Source organism: Domibacillus antri, from assembly GCF_001936625.1.
Taxonomy (GTDB): Bacteria; Bacillota; Bacilli; order Bacillales; family Domibacillaceae; genus Domibacillus; species Domibacillus antri.
Genome location: NZ_MSDU01000014.1, coordinates 131,747 through 143,767, shown reverse-complemented (window position 1 = coordinate 143,767; position 12,021 = coordinate 131,747). Strand labels below are relative to the sequence as shown.

11 protein-coding genes are annotated in these 12,021 nt (G+C 46.5%); all 11 read left to right on the top strand.

From position 1 onward, the window contains the following. Positions 1-75: 75 nt before the first annotated feature. Positions 76-534 (top strand): signal peptidase II, encoded by a 459-nt coding sequence (gene lspA, locus BTO30_RS07970; RefSeq protein WP_075398188.1) that lies wholly within the window; start codon positions 76-78, stop codon positions 532-534. Between the two features lies 1 nt (position 535). Then, complete coding sequence (locus BTO30_RS07965; RefSeq protein ID WP_075398187.1) at positions 536-1,447, top strand: RluA family pseudouridine synthase; 912 nt, start codon at positions 536-538, stop codon at positions 1,445-1,447. Positions 1,448-1,609: 162 nt separating this feature from the next. Continuing rightward, a complete protein-coding gene (gene pyrR, locus BTO30_RS07960; RefSeq protein ID WP_075398186.1) occupies positions 1,610-2,146 on the top strand; it encodes a bifunctional pyr operon transcriptional regulator/uracil phosphoribosyltransferase PyrR in 537 nt (178 codons plus the stop codon). Positions 2,147-2,338: 192 nt separating this feature from the next. Then, positions 2,339-3,247, top strand: coding sequence for an aspartate carbamoyltransferase catalytic subunit (locus tag BTO30_RS07955; RefSeq protein ID WP_075398228.1), 909 nt, complete (start codon positions 2,339-2,341; stop codon positions 3,245-3,247). Continuing rightward, positions 3,231-4,511, top strand: coding sequence for a dihydroorotase (locus BTO30_RS07950; protein ID WP_075398185.1), 1,281 nt, complete (start codon positions 3,231-3,233; stop codon positions 4,509-4,511). The genes BTO30_RS07955 and BTO30_RS07950 overlap by 17 nt, the downstream gene beginning before the upstream one ends. Positions 4,512-4,514: 3 nt before the next feature. Beyond that, entirely contained in the window at positions 4,515-5,606 is a 1,092-nt protein-coding gene (locus BTO30_RS07945; RefSeq protein ID WP_075398227.1) for a carbamoyl phosphate synthase small subunit, read from the top strand. Continuing rightward, positions 5,599-8,805, top strand: coding sequence for a carbamoyl-phosphate synthase large subunit (gene carB / locus BTO30_RS07940; RefSeq protein WP_075398184.1), 3,207 nt, complete (start codon positions 5,599-5,601; stop codon positions 8,803-8,805). The genes BTO30_RS07945 and carB overlap by 8 nt, the downstream gene beginning before the upstream one ends. Beyond that, positions 8,802-9,581 carry a dihydroorotate dehydrogenase electron transfer subunit gene (locus BTO30_RS07935; RefSeq protein WP_075398183.1) on the top strand — a complete coding sequence of 260 codons (780 nt, stop codon included), beginning with the start codon at positions 8,802-8,804 and terminating at the stop codon, positions 9,579-9,581. Before carB ends, BTO30_RS07935 begins: the two co-directional genes overlap by 4 nt. After that, a complete protein-coding gene (locus BTO30_RS07930) occupies positions 9,578-10,489 on the top strand; it encodes a dihydroorotate dehydrogenase (RefSeq protein WP_075398182.1) in 912 nt (303 codons plus the stop codon). Before BTO30_RS07935 ends, BTO30_RS07930 begins: the two co-directional genes overlap by 4 nt. Further along, positions 10,489-11,202, top strand: coding sequence for an orotidine-5'-phosphate decarboxylase (pyrF, locus tag BTO30_RS07925; RefSeq protein ID WP_075398181.1), 714 nt, complete (start codon positions 10,489-10,491; stop codon positions 11,200-11,202). Before BTO30_RS07930 ends, pyrF begins: the two co-directional genes overlap by 1 nt. After that, positions 11,199-11,825 carry an orotate phosphoribosyltransferase gene (gene pyrE / locus BTO30_RS07920; protein WP_075398180.1) on the top strand — a complete coding sequence of 209 codons (627 nt, stop codon included), beginning with the start codon at positions 11,199-11,201 and terminating at the stop codon, positions 11,823-11,825. The genes pyrF and pyrE overlap by 4 nt, the downstream gene beginning before the upstream one ends. The last annotated feature ends 196 nt before the right edge of the window (positions 11,826-12,021 follow it).

Below are 12,021 nucleotides of genomic sequence, written 5' to 3'. Positions count from 1 at the left end.
GGATAAGAAAAAAGAGGTTAGCTGTAGACCGCTAACCTCTTTTCATCGTTATCCGGCTGATGGAGGAGCGTATCGATGCACTACGTATTGACACTGTTAGTAATTTTATTGGATCAATGGACAAAGTGGCTGATTGTCACATCAATGGAGATAGGCGAAAGCGTAAAAGTGATTGAGGATGTCTTTCATATTACGTCCCACCGGAACAGAGGAGCAGCCTGGGGGATGCTGGAAGGACAGTTCTGGCTGTTCTACATCATCACCATCATTGTGGTGGCGGCCATCATCTATTTCATGCGGACTGAGGCAAAAGGGAAGCCGTTAATGAAAACGTCTCTCGCTATTTTACTTGGCGGGGCAATCGGCAATTTCATTGACCGGCTGTTTCGCGGCGAAGTCGTTGATTTTGTGCAGACGTTTATATTCGGGTATCATTTTCCGATATTCAATATTGCGGATGCGGCATTGACGATAGGCGTGATCTTATTATTCGGCGCGATGTTTATTGAAGACCGAAAAGGAAAGAAGGCATAAGATGGAAAACATACGATTTACGGTCGGGGAAGAGGATAACGGCAGCCGTATTGATAAACTGGCAGCAGCGCAGAACGAACAGTATTCGCGAACGCAAGTACAGGAATGGCTAAAAGAAGGACGGGTACTTGTCAACGGAAAGCCGGTGAAAGCGAATTACAAGGCGGCAGCCGGTGATGAAGTGGAAGTGAATATTCCGGAACCGGAAGAATTGCATATTGCAGCAGAAGATTTAAATTTAGATGTTTATTATGAAGATGCAGATGTCATTGTCGTCAATAAACCGCGCGGCATGGTGGTTCATCCGGCACCAGGGCACGTGACCGGCACACTTGTCAACGGCTTAATGTTTCATTGCCAAGACTTGTCTGGCATCAATGGGGTTATGCGTCCTGGAATCGTCCACCGCATTGACAAAGATACATCGGGACTATTGATGGTTGCAAAAAATGATATGGCACATGAGAAACTGGTGAATCAACTTGTTAATAAAACCGTGACAAGAAAGTATAAAGCGATTGTTCACGGCGTTATTCAACATGATTTTGGCACGATTGATGCACCGATCGGCCGCGACACGAAAGACCGTCAAAAAATGGCCGTCATTGATCATGGGAAAGCGGCTGTGACACATTTTCATGTAATCGAGCGGTTCGATGAATTCACACTTGTCGAATGTGAACTGGAAACCGGACGGACGCATCAAATCCGCGTTCATATGAAATATATTGGTTTCCCGCTTGCAGGAGACCCCAAATACGGTCCGAGAAAAACGCTAAATATTGACGGGCAGGCGCTGCATGCCGGTGTACTGGGCTTTGATCATCCACGAACAGGCGAGTATATGGAGTTTGAAGCGCCTGCTCCGAAAGAATTTGAAGATCTTGTCATTGAATTAAAGAAAAAGATTTGACATCTGGAACGATTATCGTTAAACTAAATGCAGTTGAATAAGAACCTTTAAAGAACAGTCCCGAGAGGCTGGGAAGGGATCGGATGAAATGCGGGATGCGTATGCCTGCATGTAAAGGAATCAGTATGCCTTCTCACCAAAACGGGTGAGGAGGCTTTTTTCATGGAAAAAGCAATTGTACTAGATCAGCAGGCCATTCGCCGGGCTTTGACGAGAATTGCGCATGAAATCATTGAACGGAACAAGGGCATTGAAGACTGTGTATTGATCGGCATTAAGACGCGTGGGATTTATATTGCACAGCGGCTGGCCGAACGCATTTTTCAAATTGAAGGGCAGCATATTCCTGTCGGTGAACTGGATATTACTCTTTACAGGGACGACTTAACCATTAAGACGAAAAGTCACGACCCGGAAGTAAAAGGTTCAGAAATACCGGTTGACCTTAACGGAAAGACGATTATTTTAGTAGATGATGTGCTCTTTACAGGACGGACGGTACGGGCTGCGATGGATGCCATTATGGATATAGGACGACCCTCGCACATTCAAATGGCAGCACTTGTCGACCGAGGCCACCGTGAACTGCCAATACGAGCGGATTACGTTGGGAAAAATATTCCCTCGGCGAAAAGCGAGCGAATTGTTGTCACACTTGAAGAAGTAGATGAATATGACCGTGTAAGTATATATGAATAAAAATTGAATGTTTAATTAAAAGTCCCGAGAGGCTTTTTGAACATTGACAACCTTTTAAAAGTGCACGAGAGGCATTTAAGGGTGAATTCGGTCTGCACGTATGTGCAGTACAGCTTCGTTATGCTGTACAGTCGAGAAAACACCCTTATTGCAAGGGTGTTTTTTTCATGAAAACGGAGGCGGAAATCGATGATGAAAAATTTAGTTTCAATTAGGGATTTGAATAAAGATGAAATTTTGTTAATATTAATGCAGGCGCAAAAATTTGCGGAAGGTGAAAGCTGGTCGCCGGATGAAAAATTATTTGTCGCAAATTTATTTTTTGAGGCGAGTACGAGAACAAAAACAAGTTTTGAAATGGCGGAGCGGAAATTAGGACTGGATGTCATCCCGTTTGATGTCAGAAGCTCGAGTGTCTTAAAAGGTGAAACATTGTATGATACAGTACGTACCCTTGAAGCGATCGGAGTAAATGCGGTTGTTGTCCGTCATGAAGAGGACGCCTATTATGATGAGCTTGTCGGACACATTGATATCCCTGTTATAAACGCTGGTGACGGATGTGGACAGCATCCGACGCAATGCTTGCTTGATTTACTCACGATTCAGCAAGAATTTGGTTCATTTGAAGGCTTGAAAATAGGCATTGTCGGCGACATTCGCCATAGCCGTGTGGCGCGGTCAAATGCAGAAGCGCTCAGAAGACTCGGCGCGGATGTGAAATTTTCTGGACCGCCGGAGTGGTTTGAAGAGGATTTCCTGAACTCGGGTGGATTTGTCGAAATTGACGAACTTGTTGAGAATGTGGATGCACTTATGCTGCTTCGTATTCAACATGAGCGGCATCAGGTCGCGTCATCCATGACGAAAGAAGAATATCATGTGCGGTACGGGCTGACAGAAGAGCGGGAAAGCCGTATGAAAGAGGGAAGCATCATCATGCACCCGGCACCGGTAAACCGCGATGCAGAAATTGCGGACAGTCTTGTTGAATGCGGACGGTCGCGCATATTTAAACAGATGGAAAACGGCGTCTATGTCCGCATGGCCGTACTAAAAGAGGTACTTGAAGGGAGATTGGCAAATGAGCTGGTTAATTAAAAATGGACAAGTCTTAAACGAAAACGGTGAATTATGGCGTGCAGATATCCGCATCCAAGATGGCAAAATTGCTGAAATCGGAACAGATCTTACTGTATCAAACGAAGAAGTGATCGATGCAGGGGGAAACCTGGTGGCACCGGGGCTTGTCGATTTACACGTTCATTTGCGTGAGCCGGGCGGCGAGCATAAAGAAACGATCGATTCAGGCACAATGGCTGCGGCAAAAGGGGGCTTCACAACCATCGCTGCTATGCCGAATACACGTCCTGTACCGGATACAGAAGAAAACCTTCAAAAAGTAAACAAGTTAATTGAAGAAAAGGCGCACATTCGAGTTTTACCGTATGCATCCATTACGATTCGTCAAGCGGGTAAAGAACTCGTTGACTTCCCTGTATTAAAAGAAAACAGCGCATTTGCTTTTACCGATGACGGTGTCGGTGTTCAAGAAGCAGGCATGATGCACGCCGCAATGAAGCAGGCGGCAGCAATCGACATGGCGATTGTCGCCCACTGTGAAGATAACAGCTTAATTTACGGTGGAGCTGTTCACGAAGGCGAATATTCAAAAAGGGAAGGCATTCCGGGTATTCCATCGATTTGTGAAGCGGTGCAAATTGCCCGCGATGTCCTGCTGGCGGAACATACAGGCTGCCACTATCATGTCTGCCACGTTAGTACAAAAGAATCAGTACGTGTCATCCGCGATGCAAAAAAAGCCGGTATTCGTGTGACAGGAGAAGTATCGCCGCATCACCTTGTGTTAACAGATCTTGATATTCCTGGTCAGGACCCGAACTTTAAAATGAATCCGCCGCTGCGCGGAGCTGAGGATCGGGCGGCTTTAATTGAAGGATTGCTTGACGGCACACTTGATTTTATCGCTACGGATCATGCACCGCACACTGCGGAGGAAAAAGCCGCCGGCATACAAAAAGCACCATTCGGCATTACAGGGTTTGAAACAGCATTCCCGCTTTTATATACAGAGCTTGTGCAGAAAGAGGTCATGACATTAAAACAGCTCGTCGATTGGATGACAATTAAACCGTCTGAAACATTTAATCTGCCATACGGCCGTTTAGAAACAGGCACTGCGGCTGATATTACGGTTATTGACTTAGAAACAGAAAAAGAAGTGAATCCAGAAACGTTTTTATCAATAGGAAAAAACACGCCATTTACAGGCCGCAAGTTAACTGGGTGGCCAACCGCAACATTCTTTGAAGGAAATCTCGTATGGCAGGAAGGAAAGGAATAAATGATGAAAAAACAGCTGATTTTAGAAGATGGCACGGTATTTACCGGTGAAGGATTTGGCAGCGACAAAGATATTACAGGAGAAGTCGTCTTTACAACAGGGATGACAGGCTATCAGGAAACATTGTCTGACCCATCATACTGCGGACAGATTGTCACATTTACGTATCCGTTAATCGGAAACTACGGCATAAACCGTGACGATTTTGAAACGATTCAGCCGGCTGTCAAAGCGCTTGTTGTGAAAGAAGCAGCCGATTTTCCTTCTAACTTCAGAAGCGAATTTTCGATTGATGAATATTTAAAAATGAAAGACATTCCAGCCATTTCCGGCATCGATACACGCAAATTAACACGTATTATCCGCCAATATGGGGCATTAAAGGGAGCGATTGTTTCAGCGGATGTAAACCCGGAAGAAGTTGTTCACCGTCTTCAGGCGACGGTTTTGCCTAATGATCAGGTTGCACAAGTATCGACAAAATCAGCCTATCCAAGCCCAGGCCGCGGATTCCGTGTTGTCCTCATCGATTTCGGCATGAAACACGGCATTTTACGTGAGTTGAACAAGCGGGACTGTGACGTGATCGTTGTGCCTCACAATACAACGGGCGAGGAAATTATGCAATTTAAACCGGACGGTATTATGCTGACAAATGGACCCGGAAATCCGAAAGATGTACCGCATGCGATCGAAACCATTAAGTATTTAATTGGAAAAGTGCCGATTTTCGGTATCTGCCTCGGTCATCAGCTGTTCGCCTTGGCATCAGGTGCGGATACATTCAGATTAAAATTCGGCCACCGCGGATCCAATCATCCGGTAAAAGATTTGGAAACAGGACGTACTGCTTTAACGTCACAAAACCATGGATTTGCAGTAAGCGAAGAATCCATTGCCAAAACGGACTTGAAAGTGACGCATATTGCGTTAAATGATGGAACGGTAGAAGGCCTTGCGCATAAAACACACCCGGTATTTACTGTTCAATATCACCCGGAAGCTTCACCAGGACCAGAAGATGACAACATTTTATTTGACCGCTTCATCAACATGATGAAAGAGAACGCTGCAAAGGAGACTCAACATGCCTAAACGCACAGACATCAACAGTATATTAGTAATTGGCTCCGGTCCGATTGTTATCGGACAGGCAGCAGAATTTGACTACGCAGGAACGCAGGCGTGCCTAGCTTTAAAAGAAGAAGGGTACCGCGTGATTCTCATTAACTCGAATCCGGCCACTATTATGACAGATACAGAAGTTGCCGATGCTGTTTACATCGAACCGATCACACTTGACTTTGTACGCCGTATTATTCAAAAAGAACGCCCGGATGCGATCCTTCCGACTCTTGGCGGGCAGACAGGCCTTAATATGGCAGTGGAATTGGCTAATGCAGGTGTGCTTGAAGAATATAATGTCGAAGTGCTCGGAACGAAATTGTCCGCGATTGAGCAGGCGGAAGACCGTGAATTGTTCCGTACGTTAATGAATGATTTAAACGAGCCGGTACCGGAAAGTGAAATCATTCATACGCTTCAGGAAGCATACGATTTTGTTGAACAAATCGGTTTTCCGGTCATTGTCCGCCCGGCATACACACTCGGCGGTACAGGCGGCGGTATTTGCGCCAATGAAGAAGAATTGATTGAAACGGTCACAAACGGATTAAAACAAAGTCCGGTGACGCAATGTCTTCTAGAGAAAAGCATTGCCGGCTTTAAAGAAATTGAATATGAAGTCATGCGCGACTCCAACGACAATGCCATTGTTGTATGTAACATGGAAAACATCGATCCGGTCGGCGTCCATACTGGTGACTCAATCGTTGTTGCACCAAGCCAGACACTCACAGACCGTGAATATCAAATGCTTCGCAATACGTCACTGAAAATCATTCGTGCGCTTGGAATCGAAGGCGGCTGTAACGTTCAGCTGGCACTTGATCCATACAGCTTCCAGTATTACATCATTGAAGTAAATCCACGGGTGAGCCGTTCATCTGCTCTTGCTTCAAAGGCAACGGGCTACCCGATCGCAAAGCTTGCGGCAAAAATTGCAGTCGGATTGACGCTTGATGAAATGATGAACCCTGTTACAGGAAAAACATATGCTTGCTTCGAGCCGGCCCTTGATTACATCGTTTCGAAAATTCCACGCTGGCCGTTCGATAAATTTGAACATGCGAATCGTACACTTGGAACACAGATGAAAGCAACAGGGGAAGTCATGGCCATCGGGCGTACGTTTGAAGAGTCGATGTTAAAAGCCGTTCGTTCACTTGAAAGCGGCGTTTATCATCTCTCGCTGGACGAGCTTGCTGATAAAGATGATTCTTTCATCGAAAAGCGCATCCGCAAAGCAGGAGACGAACGTTTATTTTACCTAGGCGAAGCACTGCGCCGCGGGGTAACAATCGAAACGATTCATGAGTGGAGCCAGATTGATCTTTTCTTCCTGAAAAAATTCGAAAATATCGTTCGTTTTGAAAAAGAAGTGGAAAACAATCCATTCCATGTTGAAACAGCGAAAAAAGCAAAAGAACTTGGTTTTGCTGACAAAACGATCGCCAAAGCGTGGGGAACGAAAGAAAAAGAAATTTACGACTGGCGTAAAGAAAACGGCATAACACCGGTATATAAAACGGTCGATACATGTGCAGCCGAGTTTGAATCCGAAACACCTTACTACTATGGCACATACGAAGAAGAAAATGAGTCAATTGTGACAGATCGTAAATCCGTTGTCGTACTCGGTTCCGGTCCAATCCGCATCGGTCAGGGTGTTGAGTTTGACTATGCGACGGTCCATTCTGTGTGGGCGCTGAAAGAAGCGGGTTATGAGGCGATTATTATCAACAACAACCCGGAAACTGTTTCAACCGACTTCAGTATTTCCGATAAGCTATACTTTGAACCGTTAACGATTGAAGACGTCATGCATATAATCGATCTGGAAAAACCGGAAGGCGTTGTCGTCCAGTTCGGCGGCCAGACCGCAATCAATTTGGCAGCTCAGCTTGTTGAACATGGCGTGAAAATTCTTGGTACAAGCTTAGAAGACGTAGACCGTGCTGAAAACCGCAACAAATTTGAGCAGGCTTTGCAGGAGCTTGACATCCCGCAGCCGCTTGGCAAAACAGCATTCTCTGTTGAAGCAGCTGTGGAAATTGCCAACAGCATCGGCTATCCGGTTCTTGTTCGTCCTTCATACGTACTTGGCGGACGCGCAATGGAAATCGTGTATAAAGAAGCGGAACTGCTTCAATACATGCGAAATGCAGTCAAAGTAAATCCGGAACATCCTGTCTTGATCGACCGTTACTTAACAGGAAAAGAAATCGAAGTCGATGCCATTTCTGACGGTACAGACGTGGTGATCCCGGGTATCATGGAGCACATTGAGCGCGCGGGCGTTCACTCCGGTGACTCGATCGCGGTCTACCCTCCGCAAAAATTGACGGAAGCCCAGAAAGAAAAAATCATTAAATATACAACGAAGCTCGCCAAAGGTTTAAACATTATCGGCCTGCTTAATATCCAGTACGTGATTTCAAAAGGCGAGGTCTTTGTTATCGAAGTCAACCCGCGTTCAAGCCGTACTGTACCGTTCTTAAGTAAAATTACAAACGTCCCAATGGCAAATATCGCAACGAAAGCAATCATGGGGCAGTCATTGAAAGAAATGGGCTACGAATCAGGACTTGTTCCAGAAAAAGAAGGCGTGTATGTCAAAGTACCGGTCTTCTCATTTGCGAAACTTCGCCGTGTTGATACAACACTCGGCCCTGAAATGAAATCAACGGGTGAGGTCATGGGGAAAGATTCAACGGTTGAAAAAGCGCTGTACAAGGGACTCGTAGCATCCGGCATGAAGATCCCGACAAAGGGTGCTGTGCTCTTAACAGTGGCGGATAAAGATAAAGAAGAAGCGCTTGCGATAGCCAAACGTTTCCACAACATCGGCTTCCAGCTGCTTGCGACACATGGAACAGCCAACTTGATCCGCGAAGCAGGCGTTCCGGTTGAAACCGTTGCGAAAATCGGCGCAAAAGGACCGGATATGCTTGATACAATCCGCGGCGGCGAAGCGCAGTTTATTATTAACACATTGACAAAAGGCAAACAGCCGGCACGTGACGGATTCCGTATCCGCCGTGAATCAGTTGAAAATGGCATCCCGTGCTTAACATCACTGGATACAACAACAGCCATTTTAGAAGTATTAGAATCCATGATCTTTAATGCAGAAGCAATGCCAAAACCGGCATTGGAGGCGATCCATTCATGATTCAGAAAGAGTTGATGACCGTTACGAATCAGACGGAAATCGCCCATAATATTTATGAAATGACGCTGCAAGGCGCGCTTGTTGACCAGATGAACGAACCGGGCCGGTTCGTTCATCTGAAAGCAGGTGATGAGATGATCCCCCTTTTAAGACGACCGATCAGCATTGCGCGTATTGAACCAGAAAAGCAGGAGTTTACAATGATTTACCGCGCGGAAGGAGCTGGCACGAACGCGCTCGCGAAAAAACGCGCAGGCGATAAAGTTGATGTCCTTGGTCCGCTCGGTCACGGTTTTCCTGTTGATGAAGCGAAACCGGGTCAGACAGCGCTGTTAATCGGCGGCGGGATCGGTGTTCCTCCGTTATATGAGTTGTCCCGCCGTTTAAATGCGAATGGTGTAAAGACAATTCATGTGCTTGGTTTTCAAAATAAAGAAGCGGCTTTTTACACCGAGCAGTTTTTGGCACTCGGTGAGACATATGTGGCAACAGTGGATGGATCGCTTGGTGAACAGGGATTTGTTACAGACGTTGTAAATAAATTTTCGCTGAAAGCCGATATTTTTTATTCATGCGGGCCGACCTTGATGTTAAAAGCGGTCGAACAGCTTCAAGCGGCGCCGAGTGGCTATATTTCGCTTGAAGAGCGGATGGGCTGCGGCATCGGCGCCTGCTTTGCCTGCGTCTGCCATCCTGCACAAGACAAATCGGGCACTGCTTATTTGAAAATATGCAGTGACGGTCCCGTATTTCCAGCCGGGGAGGTAGCACTTTGAACAGATTAACGATTGAACTTCCCGGTCTTTCTTTAAAAAATCCAGTCATGCCGGCATCGGGATGCTTCGGATTTGGACGTGAATTCAGCCAGCTGTACGATTTAAGTACGCTTGGCGCCATCATGATTAAAGCGACAACAGAAGAGCCGCGCTACGGCAACCCGACGCCCCGTGTTGCTGAAACACCGGCGGGCATGCTGAATGCGATCGGTCTTCAAAACCCGGGACTTGAAAAAGTCATTGCAAATGAATTGGAGTGGCTGAAACAATTTGACGTCCCGATCATTGCGAACGTTGCCGGGTCACAAACAGAAGATTACGTTGCCGTGGCGAAAGAGATTTCGAGAGCGGCCAATGTTCATGCACTTGAATTAAATATTTCCTGTCCGAACGTCAAAACAGGCGGTATTGCATTTGGTACGGTACCGGAAACGGCAAAAGAACTGACAAAGCGTGTGAAAGAGGTGTCAGAAGTACCTGTTTACGTAAAGCTGTCGCCGAACGTCACCAATATTGTTGAAATTGCCAAAGCCGTTGAAGATGGCGGCGCGGATGGAATTACGATGATTAATACGCTCATCGGCATGCGAATTGATGTGAAAACGGCGCGTCCAGTATTATCCAACCGTACAGGCGGCTTATCCGGTCCGGCGGTGAAACCGGTGGCGATCCGCATGGTATATGAAGTAAGCCAGAACACGAACTTGCCAATTATCGGCATGGGCGGCATCTCAACGGTGGAAGACATTATTGAATTTTATTTGGCCGGTGCAGACGCGGTTGCTGTTGGAACTGCGAACTTCGTCAATCCGTTTGTATGCCCTGAATTGATTGAACAGCTTGACGGGTACCTTGAAGAACATCATATTGACCATATTAGCGACTTGAAGGGACGGAGCTGGAAGTAATGGAGAAAGAACCAATTATTGCACTCGATTTCCCTTCATGGGAGCAGACGGAAGCATTTCTCAAACCGTTTAAGCAGGAGCAGCTGTATGTGAAAGTCGGCATGGAACTTTATTTGCAGAATGGCCCGTTTATCATTGAACGGTTAAAAGAAATGAATCACCGCATTTTTCTTGATTTGAAACTTCATGATATTCCAAATACGGTCAAGCAGGCGATGAAAGGACTCGCAGCACTCGGAGTGGATATGGTGAATGTCCATGCCGCAGGCGGCGTTCAAATGATGAAAGCGGCGCGTGAAGGATTGGATGAAGGCGCAAAAGACGGAAAACGTCCGGTTTTGCTTGCGGTGACACAATTGACATCGACATCTGAAGAAGCAATGCAGGAAGACCAATTAATTTCGGTGCCTCTTCAAGAGTCCGTCCTTCATTATGCGAAAAAAGCGAAAGAGGCAGGCTGTGACGGCGTTGTCTGTTCGGTTCTTGAAGCTTCCATCATTTGTGAGGCGTGCGGAGAAGACTTTTATAAAGTGACGCCGGGCATCCGTTTGAAAGACGGCAGCACAGATGATCAGCAGCGTATTGCTGATCCTCATGAAGCACGGAAAATGGGTTCAACCATGATCGTCGTCGGCCGTCCCGTTACGAAAGCAGACGATCCAGTCGCTTCCTATCATCATGTAAAAGCACTGTGGGGAGGACAAGCTCAATGAAAAAAGAAATTGCAGAAGAATTGTTGAAAATCCGCGCGGTGTATTTGCAGCCGAACGATCCTTTTACATGGTCATCCGGCATGAAGTCGCCAATCTATTGCGACAACCGCTTAACGTTGTCGTATCCGGAAACCCGTCAAAAAATCGCCGCCGGGCTGGCGGAATTAATTAAAGAACATTACCCGGAAGCGGAAATCGTTGCCGGAACAGCGACAGCGGGAATTCCGCATGCCGCATGGGTATCAGACGTGCTGAATTTGCCGATGTGCTACGTCCGCTCGAAAGCGAAAGAGCACGGTAAAGGGAATCAAATTGAAGGTAAAGTGGAAAAAGGAGCAAAAGTCGTTGTTATTGAAGATTTAATTTCAACGGGCGGGAGCGCCATCACAGCAGCGGAAGCATTACGCGCGGCAGGCTGCGACGTTCTCGGGGTTGCTGCCATCTTTACATATGGGCTCCCAAAAGGCGACAAATGCCTTTCAGAAGCGAATTTACAGGCTGCGGCGCTCAGTGACTATGACGCATTAATTGAAGTGGCGGCTGACAAAAACTACGTTGAATCGGGCGACATCGAAACTTTGAAACAATGGAAGCAAAACCCAGATGCATGGGGGACGAAATAAAGAGGTCGAACAAGTATGGAGGAACGGCCGGATTCAGAGCCATTTCGGCCGATTTATCGAAAGGAAAGCCGGATTCTGCCTCATGGAGGCCGAAATGATGAAAATTCGGCCTGCATGACAAGAAAACCGGCCCAACATCAGAAAATTCGGCTCAAAGTGCAAGAAATCCGGCTATAAAAATGAAAAGGGATGTCTC

What these genes read in the sequence shown, in the direction of transcription:
- lspA (WP_075398188.1), top strand. Translation starts at nt 76, where the DNA reads ATGCACTACGTATTGACACTGTTAGTAATTTTATTGGATCAATGGACA.
- BTO30_RS07965 (WP_075398187.1), top strand. Translation starts at nt 536, where the DNA reads ATGGAAAACATACGATTTACGGTCGGGGAAGAGGATAACGGCAGCCGT.
- pyrR (WP_075398186.1), top strand. Translation starts at nt 1,610, where the DNA reads ATGGAAAAAGCAATTGTACTAGATCAGCAGGCCATTCGCCGGGCTTTG.
- BTO30_RS07955 (WP_075398228.1), top strand. Translation starts at nt 2,339, where the DNA reads ATGAAAAATTTAGTTTCAATTAGGGATTTGAATAAAGATGAAATTTTG.
- BTO30_RS07950 (WP_075398185.1), top strand. Translation starts at nt 3,231, where the DNA reads ATGAGCTGGTTAATTAAAAATGGACAAGTCTTAAACGAAAACGGTGAA.
- BTO30_RS07945 (WP_075398227.1), top strand. Translation starts at nt 4,515, where the DNA reads ATGAAAAAACAGCTGATTTTAGAAGATGGCACGGTATTTACCGGTGAA.
- carB (WP_075398184.1), top strand. Translation starts at nt 5,599, where the DNA reads ATGCCTAAACGCACAGACATCAACAGTATATTAGTAATTGGCTCCGGT.
- BTO30_RS07935 (WP_075398183.1), top strand. Translation starts at nt 8,802, where the DNA reads ATGATTCAGAAAGAGTTGATGACCGTTACGAATCAGACGGAAATCGCC.
- pyrF (WP_075398181.1), top strand. Translation starts at nt 10,489, where the DNA reads ATGGAGAAAGAACCAATTATTGCACTCGATTTCCCTTCATGGGAGCAG.
- pyrE (WP_075398180.1), top strand. Translation starts at nt 11,199, where the DNA reads ATGAAAAAAGAAATTGCAGAAGAATTGTTGAAAATCCGCGCGGTGTAT.